The organism is bacterium (assembly GCA_035549195.1).
Lineage (GTDB): Bacteria > Oederibacteriota > Muellerivitia > Muellerivitales > Muellerivitaceae > DASZRK01.
The window spans coordinates 288,286-307,594 of sequence record DASZRK010000002.1 but is presented as its reverse complement, the minus strand read 5'-3'; the positions used below and the strand labels follow the sequence as shown (position 1 = coordinate 307,594).

At 60.0% G+C, this 19,309-nt stretch carries 20 protein-coding genes; 16 read left to right on the top strand and 4 right to left on the bottom strand.

Annotation, left to right across the window (positions count from 1 at the left end):
* Nucleotide 1 precedes the first annotated feature (1 nt).
* The 3 genes from VHE12_01320 to serS form a co-directional block, all read right to left on the bottom strand.
* Entirely contained in the window at nucleotides 2-526 is a 525-nt protein-coding gene (locus VHE12_01320) for a YkgJ family cysteine cluster protein (protein ID HVZ79421.1), read from the bottom strand.
* Nucleotides 527-565: 39 nt separating this feature from the next.
* Nucleotides 566-790, bottom strand: a complete 225-nt coding sequence (locus VHE12_01315; GenBank protein ID HVZ79420.1) for a hypothetical protein — start codon at nucleotides 788-790, stop codon at nucleotides 566-568.
* A gap of 212 nt (nucleotides 791-1,002) precedes the next feature.
* Nucleotides 1,003-2,271 (bottom strand): serine--tRNA ligase, encoded by a 1,269-nt coding sequence (gene serS / locus VHE12_01310; protein ID HVZ79419.1) that lies wholly within the window; start codon nucleotides 2,269-2,271, stop codon nucleotides 1,003-1,005.
* A gap of 176 nt (nucleotides 2,272-2,447) precedes the next feature.
* Between serS and VHE12_01305 the strand changes: the two genes are divergently transcribed.
* The 13 genes from VHE12_01305 to VHE12_01245 all read left to right on the top strand — a co-directional run bounded on the left by VHE12_01305 (nucleotide 2,448) and on the right by VHE12_01245 (nucleotide 16,370).
* Complete coding sequence (locus tag VHE12_01305) at nucleotides 2,448-3,188, top strand: carbonic anhydrase (protein ID HVZ79418.1); 741 nt, start codon at nucleotides 2,448-2,450, stop codon at nucleotides 3,186-3,188.
* A gap of 74 nt (nucleotides 3,189-3,262) precedes the next feature.
* Nucleotides 3,263-4,348, top strand: coding sequence for an alanine dehydrogenase (gene ald / locus VHE12_01300; protein ID HVZ79417.1), 1,086 nt, complete (start codon nucleotides 3,263-3,265; stop codon nucleotides 4,346-4,348).
* A gap of 110 nt (nucleotides 4,349-4,458) precedes the next feature.
* Nucleotides 4,459-5,145 (top strand): hypothetical protein, encoded by a 687-nt coding sequence (locus VHE12_01295; GenBank protein ID HVZ79416.1) that lies wholly within the window; start codon nucleotides 4,459-4,461, stop codon nucleotides 5,143-5,145.
* Nucleotides 5,146-5,282: 137 nt separating this feature from the next.
* A complete protein-coding gene (locus tag VHE12_01290; GenBank protein HVZ79415.1) occupies nucleotides 5,283-6,026 on the top strand; it encodes a hypothetical protein in 744 nt (247 codons plus the stop codon).
* On the top strand, nucleotides 6,023-7,015 hold the full coding sequence (locus tag VHE12_01285; GenBank protein ID HVZ79414.1) for an NHL repeat-containing protein: 993 nt from the start codon (nucleotides 6,023-6,025) through the stop codon (nucleotides 7,013-7,015). The genes VHE12_01290 and VHE12_01285 overlap by 4 nt, the downstream gene beginning before the upstream one ends.
* Nucleotides 7,016-7,083: 68 nt before the next feature.
* A complete protein-coding gene (locus VHE12_01280; protein HVZ79413.1) occupies nucleotides 7,084-8,229 on the top strand; it encodes an NHL repeat-containing protein in 1,146 nt (381 codons plus the stop codon).
* Between the two features lie 174 nt (nucleotides 8,230-8,403).
* Complete coding sequence (locus VHE12_01275; protein ID HVZ79412.1) at nucleotides 8,404-9,183, top strand: hypothetical protein; 780 nt, start codon at nucleotides 8,404-8,406, stop codon at nucleotides 9,181-9,183.
* A gap of 51 nt (nucleotides 9,184-9,234) precedes the next feature.
* Nucleotides 9,235-10,371 (top strand): hypothetical protein, encoded by a 1,137-nt coding sequence (locus VHE12_01270; GenBank protein ID HVZ79411.1) that lies wholly within the window; start codon nucleotides 9,235-9,237, stop codon nucleotides 10,369-10,371.
* A gap of 275 nt (nucleotides 10,372-10,646) precedes the next feature.
* A complete protein-coding gene (locus VHE12_01265; GenBank protein ID HVZ79410.1) occupies nucleotides 10,647-11,393 on the top strand; it encodes a hypothetical protein in 747 nt (248 codons plus the stop codon).
* A 39-nt stretch (nucleotides 11,394-11,432) separates the two neighbouring features.
* Nucleotides 11,433-13,451: a TonB-dependent receptor plug domain-containing protein gene (locus VHE12_01260; protein ID HVZ79409.1), complete on the top strand. Its 2,019-nt coding sequence runs from the start codon at nucleotides 11,433-11,435 to the stop codon at nucleotides 13,449-13,451.
* A gap of 63 nt (nucleotides 13,452-13,514) precedes the next feature.
* Entirely contained in the window at nucleotides 13,515-13,940 is a 426-nt protein-coding gene (locus VHE12_01255) for a hypothetical protein (protein ID HVZ79408.1), read from the top strand.
* Between the two features lie 91 nt (nucleotides 13,941-14,031).
* On the top strand, nucleotides 14,032-15,714 hold the full coding sequence (locus tag VHE12_01250) for a hypothetical protein (protein ID HVZ79407.1): 1,683 nt from the start codon (nucleotides 14,032-14,034) through the stop codon (nucleotides 15,712-15,714).
* An 11-nt stretch (nucleotides 15,715-15,725) separates the two neighbouring features.
* Nucleotides 15,726-16,370, top strand: coding sequence for a class I SAM-dependent methyltransferase (locus VHE12_01245; GenBank protein ID HVZ79406.1), 645 nt, complete (start codon nucleotides 15,726-15,728; stop codon nucleotides 16,368-16,370).
* Between the two features lie 42 nt (nucleotides 16,371-16,412).
* Here the strand turns inward: VHE12_01245 and VHE12_01240 are convergent, their stop codons facing one another.
* Nucleotides 16,413-17,078, bottom strand: a complete 666-nt coding sequence (locus VHE12_01240) for an HAD family hydrolase (GenBank protein HVZ79405.1) — start codon at nucleotides 17,076-17,078, stop codon at nucleotides 16,413-16,415.
* Between the two features lie 96 nt (nucleotides 17,079-17,174).
* Between VHE12_01240 and VHE12_01235 the strand changes: the two genes are divergently transcribed.
* The 3 genes from VHE12_01235 to VHE12_01225 are packed head-to-tail and all read left to right on the top strand — an operon-like array spanning nucleotide 17,175 to nucleotide 19,173.
* A complete protein-coding gene (locus VHE12_01235) occupies nucleotides 17,175-17,972 on the top strand; it encodes an ABC transporter ATP-binding protein (protein ID HVZ79404.1) in 798 nt (265 codons plus the stop codon).
* Nucleotides 17,965-18,687, top strand: coding sequence for an ABC transporter ATP-binding protein (locus VHE12_01230; GenBank protein HVZ79403.1), 723 nt, complete (start codon nucleotides 17,965-17,967; stop codon nucleotides 18,685-18,687). The genes VHE12_01235 and VHE12_01230 overlap by 8 nt, the downstream gene beginning before the upstream one ends.
* A 60-nt stretch (nucleotides 18,688-18,747) precedes the next feature.
* Nucleotides 18,748-19,173, top strand: coding sequence for a tetratricopeptide repeat protein (locus VHE12_01225; GenBank protein ID HVZ79402.1), 426 nt, complete (start codon nucleotides 18,748-18,750; stop codon nucleotides 19,171-19,173).
* The last annotated feature ends 136 nt before the right edge of the window (nucleotides 19,174-19,309 follow it).

Here is a 19,309-nt window from a genome sequence, read left to right as displayed (position 1 = left end):
GTTACGCCTTTCCCAGCGACAGCTCGCGCACCTCCACCACTTCTTCCTGGTATTCGCTAATGAAATGAGGATATTGACGAATGAGGGAGGAAAGGGAGGCGCTCTGCAAGGTACGCTGAATCAAATCCAGATATTGGCCCAACTTGGCGGCCACGGAGGGCCGCTTGAGGGCCGGACATTTCGTGTCCGCCCCCACCAGCACTTTTCGGTGATCCGCACTGTGCATGATCACCGCGGGATACATCGAACAATCCAGGGGGCGGGCCGGATAGATCCGGCACGTATGGTCCGCTGGATCGAAGAACGAACAGGCGAACCCGTGCCCGCATTCCACGAGTTCGGCCTTGGAGGGGCGCCCTTGGGCCCGCTCCCGGAAAGAACCATCCACGTTAAGGCTGTCGACGGCGGCCCGTTCCTCGGGGAAAAAGAAGGGCGAGAGGGAGGCTTGTTTGTCGGGGAAACGGCAGCAGACCGGGCAATCCAGGCAGACCTCACTGGGGATGAGCTGGGGCAATTGGGGTCGCAAGATCCGTCTTTCAGGGCGGGGCCCGGTGGGCCCGCCGGGTCAAAGGTTGTAGATGCCGATCCCGACGGTGACGAGCCCCCCGATGATCAAGAGGGGAGCCAGGGTCATGGAGCCGGTGGCCAGGAACATGTAGCCCGCGACGAGGACACCGACGCCGACCCCCAAAGTGATCTTCCCATGGGCGCTCATTTTGGGTTCGACGGTCCGGGGTTTGAGGGTCTTTTCGGCCAAGGCCATGCCTCCAAGGGGATCGATGCGGGGCATTGTAACAGACACTTTCCCGGTTCTTATAGGAAGGAATCGGGAAAGTCACCGGACCCGGGAGGGTACGGAGAACGGAGGGCGGGGCCCGAAAGGCCTTTGGGGTAGAAAAAGCGAAGAAAAACCCAATTCAAGACGAATCCGATGTCTTGGACCGGCGGTTTTTTTCGAACGGGAAAGAGGTGTTCCGCCTGCTCTTCGCAGTTCAAAAGCCTTCAGGCCTTGGCCAAGACCTTCAAGCCTCCCAGATAGGGTTGTAAAGCCTCGGGGACGGACACGGTGCCGTCGGCATTCTGGTAGTTCTCCAGGATGGCAAGCCAGGTGCGGCCTACCGCCAGCCCCGACCCGTTCAAAGTGTGGACCAGTTCGGGCTTGCCCCCCTCCTTCTTCACTTTGACGCCCCCGCGGCGGGCCTGGAAGTCGGTGCAGTTGGAACAACTGGAGATCTCCCGGTAGGTGTTCTGGCTAGGGAGCCAGACCTCCAGGTCGTAGGTCTTGGTCGAGCTGAAACTCTTGTCCCCGGTGGCCAGCACCACCACCCGATAGGGAAGCCCCAGGCGCTTGAGCACTTCCTCAGCGTCGGCGGTCAGTTGTTCCAGCGCTTCCATGCTTTTGTCGGCTTCCACGAACTGGAAGAGCTCCACCTTGTTGAACTGGTGCAGGCGGATCAGGCCCTTGGTGTCCTTGCCGTAGCTCCCTGCTTCCCGGCGGTAACAAGGAGAAAAGGCCATGTACTTCCTGGGAAGGGAACCGGCGGGGAAGGTGTCTCCCCGGTGCAGGTTGGCCAGCGACACCTCGGCGGTGGGGATCAGGTAGAAGTTGTCCTTCTCGATGGCGAAGGCCTGTTCGATGAACTTGGGGAACTGACCCGACATCTCCATGGAGGTGTAGTTGACCAGGTGGGGCACCACCACCTCCTGATAGCCCTTGCTGGCGTGCAGGTCCAGCATGAAGTTGACCAGGGCCCGCTCCAGCCGCGCGCCCAGCCCGAAGAGGGAGAAGAAGCGGGCGCCGGAGACCTTGGCGGCGCGCTCGAAATCCAGGATACCCAGGGAGGTACCCAGTTCCTCGTGGGGCTTGGGTTTGAAGTCGAATTTCTTCGGTTCGCCGACCTTACGGACCTCCTGGTTGGCTTCCTCGCCCCCGACGGGCACGCTGGGGTGGGGCAGGTTGCAGACCTGAAGTTCGACGTCCCGGAAGTCCTTCTCGACAGCCGCGATCTCGCCGTCCATCTGCTTGATCTCGTCGGAAAGTTCCTTGAGCTTGGCCTGGTAGGGGGCGATGTCCTGGCCCTGTTTCTTCATCTTGGCCATCTCTTCGGAGGCCTGGTTGAGGCGGGCCTTGCGTTTGTCCACCGACATCATCAGGTCGCGGCGGCGGCGCTCCAGGTCCAAATAGAGGGAAAGGTCCACCTTGGACCGGCAGTCCTCGAGGGCCTTGCGGACCTCGGCTTCGTGTTCACGGACGTATCTGGGATCGAGCATGGCTTCCTCGGTTCGTTGGCTGGGGCCACAAAGTAAACCCAATTCAGGTGGTTTTTCATTAAAAATCTTCACCGGTCCCTTTTCGAGGCCCCGGCGGCCGGCCCTTTATCGGGTTGTCGGCCCAAAGGGCGGGGGAATATACTCTTTGAGCTTCAATCCAAATCCTGGAGGACTTGATGCGGACCCAGAACTTGAAATGGATGCTGGCGGCCTTGATCCTCGTGACCGGCTACCTCTACGCCCGGGACCGCAGCGGCATCCTCCTGACGAGCCCGGAACAGGAAGGCACCAAGCAGGAAAAGAAGGACCGCTTGGCCATCAAGAAGGAACAGGACGCGGCCATGAAGATGCTCATGGACGGCAACAAGTACCACGTCGGCCACCGGAAGTGGACACACCGGCCCACCCAGATCATGATCGTCAGTTGCGCGGACTCCCATGTCCCTCCCGAGCAGGTCTTCCACATGAATCCCGGCGAACTTTATACCAACCGGGCCTGGGGCAACATCGTGGACAAGGCGCTCTTGGGAAGCCTGGAATACGGGGCCGAACAGTTGGGCTGCCATGTGCTGGTGGTGATGGGACACACGGACTGCACCGCCCTTCGCGACGCCATCGCCGAATACTGGCATCCGAGGGTCAGTTGGAAATCCCTCAATGAAAAGGCCCTTTACGAGGAACTGAAGCCCGGGGTGGCGGAAATGATCCAGGCCCAGGTGGTGACCAAGGCCCAGACCGGATCGGCCCTGGAGGGGCAGGACCTCATCGACGCGGTGGTCCGGAACAACGTCCTGAACACGATGCGGACCATCCGCCAAAAGAGCCCCTTGTTGTGGAACCTGGAGTCCACGGACAAGCTCAAGATCGTCGGATGCATCTATAACAGGGATACCGGCGTGGTGAAGTGGTTGAAGTAGTCCTTCCCGCCTTTTCCCAGCGGACCCAAGGGGCGGCCCCACAGGCCGCCTTGTTTTTTTAAGGCGGTGTCCATTTGATCATCGGGGTCCCCCAGGAGATCAAGAACAACGAATACCGGGTGGGCATGGTGCCCGCTGGGGTGGAGGAACTGGTCGCCGCCGGCCACACCGTGATCGTCGAGAAAGGCGCAGGCCGGGGCAGCGGCATTTCGGACCGGGAATTCGAGGAGGCCGGGGCGAAGATCGTGGCCCTACGCCGGGATCTCTTCCGCCGCGCGTCGATGATCGTCAAGGTGAAGGAGCCCCAACCCGCCGAGTTCCCGCTGATCCGTCCCGGCCAGTTGCTCTTCTGCTATTTCCATTTCGCCGCCTCGGCGGACCTGACCCGCGCCATCCTCAAGACCCGCGCCGTCGCCATCGCCTATGAGACCATCCGGCTGGCTTCCGGCGAACATCCGCTCTTGACCCCCATGAGCGAAGTGGCGGGGAAGATGGCCATCCAGGAGGGCGCCAAATACCTGGAGCGCTCCATGGGTGGCAAGGGGATCCTGCTGGGTGGTGTGGCCGGGGTCCGGCCCGCCAAGGTGGTGGTGTTGGGCGGCGGCGTGGTGGGCATGAACGCCGCCAAGACGGCCGCGGGGCTCGGCGCCCGCGTGACGGTGCTGGACGTGAACCCGGGCCGCTTGCGCCACCTGGAGGACATTCTGCCCAAGAACGTGGTGACGCTGGTGTCCAACCGCCGGGTGGTGCGGGAGGAAGTGCGGGAGGCCGACCTGTTGGTGGGCGCCGTTTATCTGGAAGGGGCGAAAGCCCCCCGGTTGGTGACGGAGGCCATGGTGAAGTCCATGAAGCCCGGATCGGTCCTGGTGGACGTGGCCATCGACCAGGGCGGTTGCGCGGAGACCTCCCGGCCGACCACCCACAGCGATCCCGTTTACGTGAAGCACGGGGTGGTGCACTATTGCGTGACCAACATCCCCGGCGCGGTGGGGATGACCTCCACCTACGCGTTGACCAACTCGACCCTGCCCTTCGCGCTCAAGATCGCTTCCAAAGGCTACCGGGCGGCGGCGAAGGAAGACCCGGCCATCGGACACGGATTGAACATCGAGAAGGGGCGTATCGTCCATCCGGCGGTCAAAGCGGCGTTCAGACCCTGAACAACGATCTTTAATTTTGGACCCTTGATCCTTGATTAAAATCGTCGGCTTGAACCTTTGCCCGCTCTCGGTTAAAAATCGAGGATCAAGAATCGAAAATTGGAGTTTGGATGCCCACCGTATTCGCCAGCGTCTGCGCCACCATCGTGTTTTTCTACCTGACCACCCTGCTGATGGCCCACCTGCATTGGATGAGCGTGGGGGCCCACATGCTCTGGGGCTGTTTCACGGCCCTCCTGGTGATCTTCCTGCAATGCATGGTCTTCGGGTTCTTCATCAACAGCGGCAAATCCATCAAGAAGGTGGTGAAGGAACGGGGCCTCAGCGGCCGGTGGATCGAGAAGACCAAGGACTATAAGAACCGCAGTTACCCCATGCTGATGCTGGCCATCCTGGTCTCGTTGGCGGCGGCCGTGTTGGGCGGGGGCGTCTCGGTGGGGGCCTTGCCCGTTTGGGTGCACGCGGCGGCGGTCTGGGGCGCTTTGGGGGTGAATGCCTATTCCTTTTGGATCTCCTACAAGGTCATCGTGGAGAACGTGGAGGCCATCCACCAGATCAACCGGGAGGTGGATGCGGACCCGGCGCCCGTTCCCAAGATAACGGAGGTCCCCGTGCCTTCGGTGCCAAGGCCCCCGGCTCCTCCCTCGGCCACCTATTATTTCCTGGCGGTGGTCGTCTGGGTGCCTTACCTCTATATCAAATTCTCCTTGGGAAGCCGGACCTTCCCCTTCCTGCCTTTTTTGGCGGCCAGCCTATTATTGCTGGCGGTGGCCCTGTGGAAATCACGGAAGACCTGAGCCTTTTCCAAGAAAAGCCTTTTTCCACCCTCCAAATTCGATAGAATACCGCCCTTGCCAAGAGTCTTTTGGCGCCCCCTTTCTTTCCTTCGGGCGTCCAAAGTGAGCGGCGCACTCGAACCAAGGAAACCCCCTAATTGAAGAAAGTCCCCTTTAAGATCACGGCCGCCCTTTTCGCACTGGCCCTTTGTCCTTCCTGGTCCCGGGCCGACAACCCGGGGGATTACCTGAGGACCCGCACCTATATCGGCCTCTTCGGGAGCTCGGTGAGCGTGGCCAAGGACGGGGAATTCACCGGCCTCAATTATTCCCGCAACAACTCACCCTACGAGATCGATCTCATCCCCGCCCTTTCCCAGAACTTCGGTTTCGGCGTCCTGATCGGCCACCGGGACGAGGCTTGGGCCGGGGAACTGAGCTTTTGGCAATCCAGCCACACCGCGACCTTCGGGCCCGGCACGGTGGGCTCCATTTCGGGAGGATCGGTCACCTTCAACCAGGCTGTTGAGGACACCGCGACCTATCAATCGATCAACCTCGACTTCAAACGCTACTTCCTCACCGAACTACAGATCCAACCCTTCGTGAACCTCGGGGTGGCCTTTCCCTGGGTCACGGTCAAGAACGCCTCCTCGGATCCCAGTGGGAACACGGGCGACCTGACCCTGGCCGGGTTGGGACTCAACCTGGGGACGGGCGCTGAGTATTACGTGACCCCCGAATTTTCCGTGACCGGCGGGCTCTTCTATCGATTCGCCAGCTTTGACCAGGCCAAGGGGGTCGGGGGCGTTTATTATCCCATGGCCATCTATGGCAACCAGACCAGCGATGAGGGGAGCGGATTCACCTTCACCCTGGGGACCTCGGTGGGCTTCCAATGAAACGACCCATCCTTCTTACATTGGCCTTCGCGGCCCTGGGCCTTTGGGTGAATTGGTCCTGCTCCAATAGTTCTTCGTCCCCGAACGGCTTCCAATCTCCGGTCCTCACCGTTGTTTCCATCAACCCGCCCTTCACGGCCACCCCGATCCCCACCGACACACCGACCCCCACCGCCACGGCGACCAGCACCTTCACTCCGACGGCCACCCCTTATGCGGTGAGCACATGGACCGGGTTCAACGCCCCTTCGGCCATCGCTGTGGACTCGAACCACCGGGTCTATGTGGCGGATACGGGGAACAACTTCGTCGAAAGGTTCGACTCCAACGGGATATTGGACATTTCCTGGGGCGCGGGCGGCTTGAAGGGCAAGGTGGCCTATCCTTCCCCCAAGGGCATCGCGGTGGATGGGAATGGGGACCTTTACGTGGTAGGGAGCGGCAATCAAGTCAGCCGTTACCGTCCCGTTACGACGGGGTCGAGCACTCTGATCCAGGATGCTTCTTATGACGCGGGGGTCTTTTTCTCGGGGTCCCTTGGTGTGGCGACCGATTCGTCGGTGACCTTCATTGCCGTCGCCGACACGGGCAATGATCAGGTCGTCCTTTTGGACAAGTCCTCCGGGGCCTCCATGATCGGCTATCCGATCAGTTCCCCCGCGGGCGTCGCGGTGGACGGAGTCGGGAACATCTTCGCCTCGACGGGAACGGGTAATACTGTCGTGAAACTTTATTCCACTACGGCCACCATCCCCGGGTTCTCGAACCCGCAAGGGATCTTCACCGATGGCTCCGACGACCTTTGGGTCGCGGACAAGGGGAACAAGCAGGTCGAAGCTTTCCGCTCCACGGGACTGGACCAGGAACCTTTCCTCCATTTCAATGGGTCCGGGGTCCTGACCGCCCCCGCAGGTGTGGCGGTGGACCTGAACGGTACCATCTATGTGGTCGACCAAGGCGCCAATAAAGTGGTGAAGTTCGCGCCATGAACCCATTCGGAAGGACGAAATTGAGCCCGAGCCAAAAAGTAACCGTCGCCATCGGTGTCCTCGCTTTAATGGCCTTTCTCCCGGTGGCCCTTCTTCCTTTCGGCTGTTCGGGCAACAACAATCCGGCCGCCCCGGCGACCCCTGTTCCGACCCCTTGGGCTGGTTACACCGCGACCAACACGGCCACCCAGTCGCCCACCTCGACCGCCACCTCGACTGTTACTCGCACCCCCACGAAGACGCCGTCCCCCACGGGGACCCGGACGATCATCCCGACCGATACGCAGACCATTACCGATACCCCGACCATCAGTTCAACCCCGACGGGAACCCCGACCTCGACCCCAACCTCGACCCCGACCTCGACCTTGACCCCCTATCTGAGTCCCACCCCGGCCTGGACCCGCACCCTTTCCTCGGGCATCCAATACCCCAACGGGATCGCCTATAGTTCCGGGGTCAGCCGGTTCTATGTGGCCGAAGGAAGTGGTTCCTCGAATGGAAAGGTCCTGGTCCTGACATCGGGCTTGGCGGCATCCTCCACGATCACTTCCTTTGGGGTGACGCCTCTGGGGAATCCCAATGGCGTGGCCGTGAATTCGGCGGGTTCCACCCTCTATGTGCTCGATTCGGTGAACAACGCGGTCTATGCCTATAACGGGTCCGGGACCACGATCACGTCTTGGACCAGTTATGGCGTCACGGCTTTCTCGAATCCTGAAGGGATCGCGGTGGATGGGAACGGAAGTGTCTATGTGGCCGATACGGGGAACAATGTGGTGGACCAATTCGACCCCGCCGGAAACCCGGTGTCCCAATGGACCGGGGGAAGCGGAGGCAATTTCAACCAACCCAGCGCGGTGGCGGCTATTGGATCCGGGCCGATCAGCTTATTCGTGGCCGATGCCGGCCAGGACAAGGTCCAGGTCTTCGCGGATGGTGCTCCCGTCACCGCTTGGTCTTCGACCGTTATGGGGTTCACCGATTCGGACATTTTCGGGATCACCACCGACGGTACCTGGGTCTATCTGGCCGATGCGGCCAATGGATTTGTTTCGAAATTCAATAAGAACGGGGATCTTCAGACCGTTATCAATCACCCATCGTCCCCCCTCCAAAGTCCGGACGGTCTGGTATTGGGGGGAAGCTTCCTTTATGTGACCGACTTCACCGCACCTAGTGGGACCGGATCGATCCAGATCTTCAACCCTTAAAGCCCTTTTAAGTCCCAAAACCCAATGTTTTTGAGTGTTTTTGCCACTCAAGCATGGAGCCTCTCCCCTCGTTCCTTCCTAAATCCATTTTCATTAGGTAAAATAAGGCCCAGTCGATGCCTTTATCGATTCGACAACATCTAAACAATACAAAAACGAGGAGGAAGGCAACGAATGAGATCTCCCAATTGGGCGTTTGCGGTTCTTTTGATCCTGGTCGGCTCCCTGACAGCCCCCCTTTGGGGCGAGGAAGAGGACATGAGCGGCGCCAAGGCCAGTGATTTCATCAAATCCCGTGCCTACATCGGAGTGTTCGGGATCTCATCCACGATCGATCAATGGGGGGATTTTAGCGGGGTGAATTCCTTCACCACTTCATCCGCAGTCACGACAGGCAATCCGGAAGTGGACCTTATTCCTTCCATCACCCGCCAATTCGGATGGGGAGCCTTGTTCGGTTACCGGGAAGGTCCTTGGGCCGGGGAACTCAGTTTCATGCGTAGCGACCATACCGCTTCCTATATCAGTTCCGGACCGGCCACGACCACGACCCCTGCCAGCTTGCAATCCATCGACTTCAACTTGAAGCGCTATTTTTTCACTCAATACCCCCTTCAGCCTTTCCTGAATCTTGGGATCGCCTTCCCCTGGCTTTGGGTCCATCATTTCTCTTATTTGACCGATACGGCGAGCCCACCGAACATCGTTTCCACCGACGATGAGACCATTTCGGGGATCGGGATGAACCTTGGCCTTGGCGTCGAGTTCTACTTTGAGAACGATTTTTCCCTGGTGGGAGGGCTTTTTCAGCGCTGGGGTGAGTTCGACCAGATCAATGGGGCCGCGAAGATCCCATTCAACGAACTCTATTTTGACGGCGACCCGAACGATGTGGGCGCTTTGGCGGGGAACGGGCTGACGTTCTATTTTGGCGCTACGGTCGGTGTTGAATAGGCGATCTTCGCGGGTGCCGGACAGGCCCCGGATATTTCTAGGGGGATAAAATTGGGATCCATTCGTAAGGATGAAAAAGACGGCCGACTGGTTAAGAATTTCTGCCTATTCTTATTGATGTTAGGCGCCTTGGCTCTTCCCTGGGCTTGCAGCGACAACAGTAATCCCTCCACGCCCGGGGGGCCCTCGCTTGGGGGTGGGGCGACCGCGACTCCCACTTTCCCTATCGTCAGTACGCCGGGGACCGCAACCGCTACTCCGACGTCGGCAGTGCCTGCTCCTTCCTATCTTAGTGAATGGGCTGCAGCGGCGGCGCCGAATGGATTCTACCTAGATTCGACCAACAACCAGCTTTATGTGGCTGAAGCAGATTCGCTACATGCCGGGGTCCAAGTCTATGATACGACCAATCTTGCCGGGGCCATTACATTCCAGTCGAACTTGGTCCTCCTTACCGTTGGAGGAGCGTCGACAACCGTAGTGTTGAACCATCCCTTAGGGTTGGCTTGGGTGCCCTTTAATCCTTATTCGAGTTATTTTGTCATTCTTGACGGAACCAGTTCGGGAGGAGCTTCCATCTATTCGGGGACGTCGCCGATGCTTGCGGATGTCAATACCGGCACAAATTATGGGAATGGCGCTCCGCCCTTCAAGAATCCCACGGGTTTTACGACGAACGGCTATTATTTTTACATCGCCGATACTGGGAATGGTTATGTTTATGAAATCGATCCTTCGTGCGGACCGAACCCTTGCCCTGTCCACCCTTGGAATGGATACAGCCCGAATAACTTCCTCAAGCCGTCCCATTTGGCCTGTAGTCCGATCGGAACGAACGATAACATTTGGGTGGCGGATACCGGCTACAACCCCTCCCTCATCAGTTGTTTCAAGTCCAGTGGGGTTACTTGGGTCACCCAGTTCGCCACCATCCCTAATTGCGTCGTGAATGGGATGGCTGTCACCGTCGATTCAGGGGGCAATGACGTGGTTTACGTCTCGGATTCGGCCAATCAATTAGTGGAGGAATACGACCACAACGGGAATCTCCTCCGTTCGTGGGGGAATCCGCATGGACCCCATCAGTTCAATCCATTTAAACCCTCGGCGATCGCCATCGATACGAACAACGGACATATCCTTGTGGGGGATCAGAACAACCGGACAGTCGAGGTGTTCGGGCCCTAGGGCGGAATCCATGGAGACTTCCGGACCCGGGACCTCCATCCCGGGTCTTTTTATTTTCAGGCGCCCTTTTGGGGAATAAACCATGGATCAAGACGGTCCTATCAAAGGGTCGGAAAGCCCTGGGCCAGGAAAGTCCTTCACTTTCCTGGTGGACACCCAAGCCACCGTTGCGGTAAAAAAGGTGGCCCTGGCCATGGGCCTCCAGCCCGGATCCCGCGGATAGACCCGAACCCGACAGGATAGGCGTTCCCGAAGACCCGAAAGGAAAGCTTCCCATGAAGACGACCTTGAAATGTTTTTCGTTGTTGGCGCTCTTGGCGATTTTGATCCCCGCGCCTGCCCCCGCCGGGCAGCAGGTTTTCCTCTCCACATCCCCCAACGAACGCTACCGGGTCTATGTGGAACAGGTGATCGACCGGCGCATCGGCGACCAGGTTTTCTTCCGTTATCCCATCTCCCTGGTCAATGTGCGTCGTCCCGAACGCCATTTCTTCATCCTCAATGTTGGAAGCCCCCTCATCACTGAAACCGACAAACAGACCTTCCGGGTCAAATGGGGCGGTGCGGACCCCACGCAGCCCTCCTCCATCCTTTTCGACTGGGCCGAGGACAGCCTGAAATTCTTCATGCGGGTCGAGGTCCTGAGGGGGACCTGGAAGACCTATTTCGTGGATGTGAACAGCGGAAAGGTCAAGGACATCACCGGGGACCTGGAAAAAGCCTTGGTGGCCGAGATCGGTCAGGAAGACTGCCAGGAGCCGGCGGTGTCGGTGGCGGGCTGGACCAAACCCTACCTGGCCTTTCTCAAGTTGGTGAGCTTCTGCGGGAAGTCCCGCGAGCATCTGAATGACAAGCATTTCAACGAGGAGGTCTCGGTCCTCTTCGATACGGAGAAGGCCGAAGTGGTTTCCCATTGCGTGAATTGCAAGGACAAGTCGGCCTACAAGAAGTTCGATAAATATTTCATCAAGTCCATCCCGACGCCGACGCCGACCCCTGAGGAAACCCCCGTCGCCCAGTAGAAGGGCCGTCGTTTTTCCCCGTTCCAGTCTGGACTTCCATTGAAAATCCTCCTTCGAGCCCCGTTCCTCCTTGCCGCTCTTCTGCTCCTGCCCCCCCTTTCGGCCGCCCAGCAGGCGACGCCGGGAGAAGATGACGGGGCCTCCCTCCCGGAGGTGGTCGTCACCGGGGCCCCTGTGTCCCAGGCTCGGGTGAGCCGGGAATCCATGAGCCGGGATGAACTAAGGTCGGTCCCCGGAACAGGTGGGGATATCCTGCGCGCCCTCCAATCCCTCCCTGGCGTGGCGGTAGAGGGTGACCTTTCGGGCCAACTGCTGGTGCGGGGAGGAGGTCCTCAGGACAATCTTTACCTCTTGGACCGCATCCCCCTGGCGTTCCCCTTCCATTTCGGCGGGCTCCTCTCCACGGTCAATTCGGACCTCATTCATTCGGTCGACTTTTCCACGGGCGGCTTCGGCCCCCAATACGGCAACGTCTGGGGAGGCGTGGTGGACATCACCCAGCGGGAGCCCCGGCGGGACCGGTGGGGAGGGCGGTTGGAGGTGAACATGCTGCTCTCCGAAGGGTTGGTCGAGGGACCCGTGACCCGGGACAGCTCGTTGGCGGTCTCGGGCCGGCGGAGTTACCTGGAGCTTTTCGGCGGGGTTTTCGCCGGGTCCGCCCTGACCGCCATCCCCACCTTCGGGGATTACCAGGCCCAATACACCTGGGACCCTTCCCCGGGGACCCATTTCGACCTGCAAGCCTTCGGCAGCGACGATCGCATCGGGTTGACCATCGACCCGGCCTCCGAGGCGGCCCAACAGGACCCGGCCCTGGCCGGGACCTTCGAGTTCCACAACGCCTTTGACAGTCAGGGGTTGAACCTCCGGCATAAAACGGGACCGGACGACCTCCTTTGGGCCACCCTGTACCACACGAACTTTTCCTTCGAGACCCATTTGGGAGCGGATCTGCACCTGGACATCGGTTACGAGGATTGGGGTGGACGCTTCAGCTGGACCCGGGATCTCGGGTCGGGGGATTCCCTGGAGATGGGACTGGAAGTGGACCACACCCTCACCGGCGACCACTCCTATTTCGTGGCCATCCCGGGCGAGGGTCAGCCAGGGTTCGACGTGACCGGCGCCGCCCGGATCACGGCCGACAGCACAACCCTTTGGACCAATTTCGGGGCCTATGCGGAACAGAGGTTCCGGTGGTTCGACCGGAAACTGGAGGTGGCCGCGGGCCTGCGGGCCGACCAACTGGACTTGAACGGCCATTTCACCTGGGGGCCCCGTCTTTCGGCATCCTATCCCATCGCCCCTGGGACGATCCTGAAGGGCTCCTATGGATATTATTTCCAATTGCCTTACCAAGGGCCCTATTTGGACAAAGATTTCGGGAACCCCGGCTTACGTTCGGAACGTTCCATCGCCTGGGTCCTGGGGTTGGAGAAGGACCTGGGCGAAGGATGGTCGGCGCGCCTGGAAGGTTACCGCAAGGACCTTTTCGACGTGGTGGTGGGCGACCCGGTGCTCCATTACAGCAACCTGGGCACGGGGGAATCCGAAGGGTTGGAGCTGTTCCTTCGACGGGCTCCCACCGAAGGGTTCTTCGGATGGGCTTCCTACGCCTTGAGCCGTTCCACCCGTCACAACGCTCCCGGTGAGACCCATGTCTATGACTACGACCAGCCCAATATCTTTACCTTGGTGGTGGGTCACCAACTGGATCGGGGCTGGGACCTGGGTTTGAAATGGCGCTATTCGTCCGGGCTGCCCGATACCCCCATCGTGGGGACCACCTACGACAACGCCAATAGTCGGTTCCTTCCGGTCTTTGGGGCGGTCAATTCCCGGCGCCTGCCCGATTACCACCGTCTGGACCTCTCCAGCTCCTGGACTACGACCTATGACACCTGGTCCTGGAAGGTCACCCTGGAGGTCCTGAACGCCTACGACCATCCCAACGTCCTGGCCTATGACTATGGGGCCCAATATCAATATATCGGAGCCCCCAAGCCCATCCTCCAATTGCCGCTCCTGCCTTACCTGGGGATCGAGGCTGATTTTTAGGTTTTTTTCCGGCTTCAGGTCCGCCCCGAACGGCCGTTAGGAAAGGGGACATAAGGAGAAACCATGATCTCATCCTTGCAGAACAATTCGATCATCCCGACCAACGACGCGGTTTTCCAGGCCTTGGGCGGCAATGCGCTGGCCTTCGGGAATGCCTTCAGCCAAGCCATGGACCAGGCCAAGACCCCCGCGGACAAGGCGAAGGTGGCGTGGCTCCAGGCCGAATATGGCGTTCTGACCGACCTGAACAACCTGGGCAACGGGAGTTCCTCCCTGGCGGGCCTGATGGGCTTGGGGTCCTCCGACCTGGGTTCGATCTTTGGTTTGCCGTCCTGGGCCGCCGATGTCCAACGCTTGTTGGGCTCCGATTCCAACGTGGGTCAGGCCATCACCGCCCAGCAGCAGATGGCCTTCACCCTGCAGTCCCAGTTCAACCAGAGCCTGGCGAGCTTTGGCAGCACGGGAAGCTCCTTCAATTCATTGATCTGATCTTTCTCTCCGGAAAATAGGCGCGATATCCGGCGGTCCACCCCGGGTTCCGCGCCTTTTTTTTTGAGGGAGGGACCCTTAAACTGGCGGAGTGCGAAACCCCTTCCTGAGATCCTTCCTGGTCCTTTTCCTGCCTTTCGCCCTCTTGTTCTCCTTGCGGACCCTGGCCCAGGTCCGCTCCCAGTCATTGACCAACGACGAACCGAGCGACGTGGCCAACGGATATTATTATTGGACCCGGGGCGACGTGGTGAACAACCCGAACCACCCGCCCCTGGGGACCGCCCTCCAAGCCTTGCCTCTGCTCGGGATGGGGCTCAAGTCGGGCACTGACGCGTCGGATTTCATCGACAGGGGACACCGTTTCTTTTTCGAGTGGAACCCCGACCGTTTGGGACCCCTTACCCTTTGGCCCCGGTTGGTGAGCGTGATCCTCGGGGTGATCGCGGGGCTTTTTCTCTGGGGGGTGACCTGGCGACGGCCCGTGGCCTGTTTCGGAGCCTTGCTCTTCTGGGCGCTGGACCCGGTCTTCTCCGCCATGAGCGCCCTGGCGAAGAACGAGATCGCCCCGGCCCTGTTCTTCTTCCTGGCGCTGATGCTGTTCCAAGCGGCCCAACGGAGGCCGACCCTGGGGCGGATGTGCCTGGCGGGTTTCGTGACCGCCCTGGCCGTGAACGCCAAGCTCTATTGCCTGGTCCTTTTCCCCATCTACGCGGTGTTGGAGGCGCTTTTCCTGCGGGAGAAGGAGAACCTCCTGCGGTGGGCCGAGGTCCGTAGGGTGGTCCGGCCCCGTTGGATCATCTTGGCCGGAAGCATCCTGGCGGTCACCTTCCTGGTCTTCCTTCCGGCCACCTTGGCGGAACCAGCGCATCACCAACCTTTCTATTACCTTTTCCTGAAGATCAAGGAAACCTTCCTTTACGGGAAAAGGTCCCTTCCCGTCTTCCTGTTCGGGAAGGCCTCCTTCGAGGACCATTGGTACTACCTTCCGGTCGCCTTCCTGTTGAAGGAGCCGATCCCTTTCCTTTTGTTCCTCGGGGCCGGGACGTTCTTTGGACTGCGAGGCAGGATCTCGCTCCCGGCCTGGACCTGGGTCCCGGTCCTGTTCTTCAATGCGATGCTCATCCCCTCGCCCAATCTGGGGGTCCGCTATCTTCTGCCCATCTTTCCCCTTCTGTTCCTGATCGCCGGCGAAGGAGTGGCCTGGGCCTGGGCCGATCGCTTCGGACGTTTGTCCCTCCACTTTTCCAAGGCCCTTGTGGCGGTCCTGGGATTTTGGCTGGTGGTCAGCGTCCTGGGATTTCCCGGGACCTCACTGGGCTATTTCAATGAGATGGTGCCGGTCGAGAAGAGGATCCATTACCTGGCGGATTCGAACCTGGACTGGGGGCAGGACCTGAAACGGTTGGGTCATTTCGCCGAGCGGAAGGGGTGGGGCAAGGTCCGCCTGGCCTATCTGGGCGGGGTGGACCCGAAGGTCTATGGGTTGGATTGGGTGCCCTGGGATTCGGACGACCTGAAGGGACCCCAACCGGGACGGGTCTACCTGGTGAACGCGTCCTTCCTTCAATTGGGCCCTTTGTCCTACCCCTCGGTGAAACCCATCGCCGAAGGCTGGCTCGCGGACCGCAAGCCCGACGGCCGCATCGGGGACGCTTGGTATTATTTCGAGGTACCGGGACAGGAAAAGGCGGACCCCAAGGCCAAGTTTTGGGTCTCAGCCCCTTTCCTAGAATACCGGGGCTATACGCCGTTCTATTCCATCCCGCGTTAAGGACGGTCGATTTGTTCCAAAAGGATTATTGGGAAAGGGAAGACCTGAAGGACCGGCGCAGCCCCGACCACCCGGTGGTGCGGCACTATGCCTTGTCCAAGCTCGAGCCCCTGCGCAAGGACCTATCCCTGGGTCCGGGAAGCCGCATCCTGGACCTGGGTTGCGGGAACGGTTATTTCTCGGTCCGCTTGAACGAGATGGCCCCGACAGTGGGCGTTGATTTCTCACGAAAGATGTTGGGGATGAATCCCTTGCCCTGGAGATTCCTCATGGGAGCCGAAAGGCTCGCCTTCCAAGATATGGCTTTTGACCTGGTCTTTTGCCACGCCTTACTGCATCACGTGGAGGATATGGACCGGGTCTTAAAAGAGATGCGGCGGGTCTCCCGGCGCTATGTGGTGGTGATGGAACCGAACCGGAACAATCCCCTCATGTTCCTCTTCTCGGCCCTGGTGCCGGAAGAGCGGCGGGCCCTGAAGTTCTCCCTGGGCTATTTGAAGGAACGGATGGAAAGGAACGGCCTGAGGGTGACCCGGGCCTTCGCCCACGGTTGGACGGTGCCCAATAAGACGCCCGCGTTCCTGTTGCCCTTGGTGAAGACGCTGGACTTTCCCCAACCCTGGGGCATGACCCATGTCCTGCTGGCAGAAAGATAATTTTGAATTCTGAATGTTGAATTAAGAATCAAAAATTAAGAATTATATTTTCCCAAGCTGTTTCTGGTAGAGAAGCTCCCGTAGGCTCACTTCCGCCATGGATTCGATCCGGTGGTTGGCGTGGTCGAGGGGGAGGTTCCGGGTGACCGAATTGGGCACCGCCACGCAATAGACCCCCGCCGCCCGGGCGGCGGCGATGCCGTTGGGGGAGTCCTCGAAGGCCATGGCCCGTTCGGGGCGGACCCCCATGAACATGAGCGTCAACTCATAAAGTTCCGGGTGGGGTTTGACATTCTCGACGTCGTTGGCGGTACGGATAGAATGGAACCAATGGGAAAGGTCCAGCCGCGCCAGGTGGCCCATCACCCAGTCCTGGGGCGAGCTGGAGGCCAGGGCCAGGGTGATCTTCTGGCGGCGGGCCTCCTCAAAATACTCCACCACGCCGGGGCGGGGCGGCATGGGTTCCAACAGCTCCAGCACGCGCCGGTGGCGCTCCTGCCGCACCTTGGCGTGGTCCAGGGCCTTGCCCGATCGCTCCTCCAAGTAGCCATAGACGTCGAAGTGGCCGTTCTGGGTGCCGACGTTCCGGGCCCAAAGTTCCAGCGGCAGTTCCACGCCGTGGGAGGCATAGAGTTCCGAGGTCGCCTGGAAATCGGCGCTCTCGGTGTCGAGGATGAGGCCGTCGAAATCGAAGATGAGAAGGTCCATGGCCCGCAATTATGGGTCCTTGATCCTGGATTTTGAATAAAAAACCCGGATGAGATTGGCTAAACTGGCCCGAACGAAGATCCGTCGGAGCCCCCTTTGAACCTGTCTAAGAACGTATTGGAGGTCGAGAACGTCACCCTTTCCTTCGGGGGGTTGGTGGCGGTGGACGATCTTTCTTTCACCTTGCGGGAAGGGGAAATGGCCGGGTTGATCGGCCCCAATGGCGCGGGCAAGACCACGGTCTTCAACATCCTTTCCGGCATCTACCGGCCCCAACGAGGCGATGTGCGGCTATTGGGCCGGTCCATCCTGGGGCTCCGGCCCAATGAGATCACCCGCCAAGGGCTCGTGCGCACCTTCCAGAACATCCGCCTCTTCAAGGACCTAACGGTCGAGACCAACATCCAGGTGGCCTTCCACCATTCCAGGCCCTATGGCATCGGGGCGGTCCTGGCCCAAAGCCCCCGGTTCCGCCAAGTGGAGAAGGTCTTTGGCGAGGAGACCCAACGCCTGATGGAGGTGCTGGAATTGACGGGCCGCAAGGACACGCTGGCGGGGGCGCTTCCCTATGGGGACCAGAAGAAACTGGAGATCGCCCGGGCCCTGGCCACCGGCGCCCAGGTGCTGTTGTTGGACGAGCCGGCGGCGGGGCTCAATCCCCAGGAATCCCATTGGCTCATGGGGGTCATCCAGAAGGTCCGAAAGGAATTCGACCTTTCCGTCCTCCTGATCGAACACGACATGAAGGTGGTCATGGGCATCTGCGAGCGGATCCAGGTGATGGACCATGGGGTGAAGATCGCGGAGGGAACCCCGCAGGAGATCCAGAAGGACCCCAAGGTCATCGAGGCCTATCTTGGGAAACGATCGAAGGACCCAGGGGACCATGCCTGAAACCTTGCTCGAGATCCGGGACCTGACGGTCTTCTACGATTCCATCGAAGCGCTCCATGGGGTCACCTTGCGGGTCGAAAAGGGATCCATCGCCTGCCTCATCGGCGCCAACGGGGCGGGGAAGTCCACGGTCCTTCGGGCCATCTCGGGGCTCAAGAAGCCGGCCGAAGGGGAGATCCTCTATCAGGGCCGATCGATCCTGGGCCAAGCGCCCCATGAATTGGTGCGTTCCGGGATCGTGCAATGCCCGGAAGGCCGGGGGGTCTTCCCCAACCTGACCGTGGCCGAGAACCTGGACCTGGGCGCCTTCGTCCGGAAGGACACGAAGGCCATCCGGTCCGATCTGGAGCACGTCCATTCGCTTTTCCCCCGGCTCAAGGAAAGGGAACAGCAGTCGGCCGGAACGCTCTCCGGCGGGGAGCAGCAGATGCTCGCCATCGGCCGCGCCCTCATGGCCCGGCCCCAGCTGTTGCTTTTGGACGAACCCTCCTTGGGCCTGGCCCCCCAGGTCATCGAGCTCATCTTTGAGACCATCCAAAGGATCAACCAGGAGGGGACCACCATCCTCCTGGTGGAACAGAACGCGCAAATGGCCCTGGAGGTCTCGCGCCAGGCCTATGTACTGGAAACGGGGCGCATCCTGCTGGAAGGGCCGGCGGACAAGATCTCTTCGGACCCCAAGGTCAAAGCGGCCTATTTAGGCGAAGCTCTTTAGCGCGTTCCATGAGCTTGGTCAGGGAGGAGGGGCCCCGAAGCTGGTATAATCCTCTTCGCTATGACCATCCGAACGATCAGCCTTTCCCTTTTCCTGCTGGCCGTCCTTTCGTTCCTGCCGGGACGCCTGTGCGCCCAGAACGACCATTACCCCGAATACATGGAGATGGGGAACAAGGCCCTGGCCACCGAGAAATACGACCTAGCCGTGGATTACTTCAGTTCCGCCATCGACGATAAAGAGGATTGTTGGCAGGCTTACGTGGGACTGGGGAACTGTTATTACTACCAAAAGAAATACAAAGAAGCCCTCAAGAGCTATGAAAGAGCCCTGAAGTACCACCCGGACAATCCCGAACTGGCCCGATTCGTCCAGAATTTGCGGATCAAGCTGGGGATCTTCCCCACCCCCACCCCGGTCCCGACCCCGACACCCTGGCCCTTGAACGCACCTTTGCCGGGCCTGCCGCCCCTGCCGCCACCCTAGACTTGGCGGTTCTTAGATGACGGTCGTGCCATTATAATTGTCGGGCTTCTTCCTGACCCTTGTCTGACCACAAGGTCCAACCCGGTCTTGAACTTCCCTTGGGAGCCGACCGTCCTCGGCCACCCAGGCCATCCAC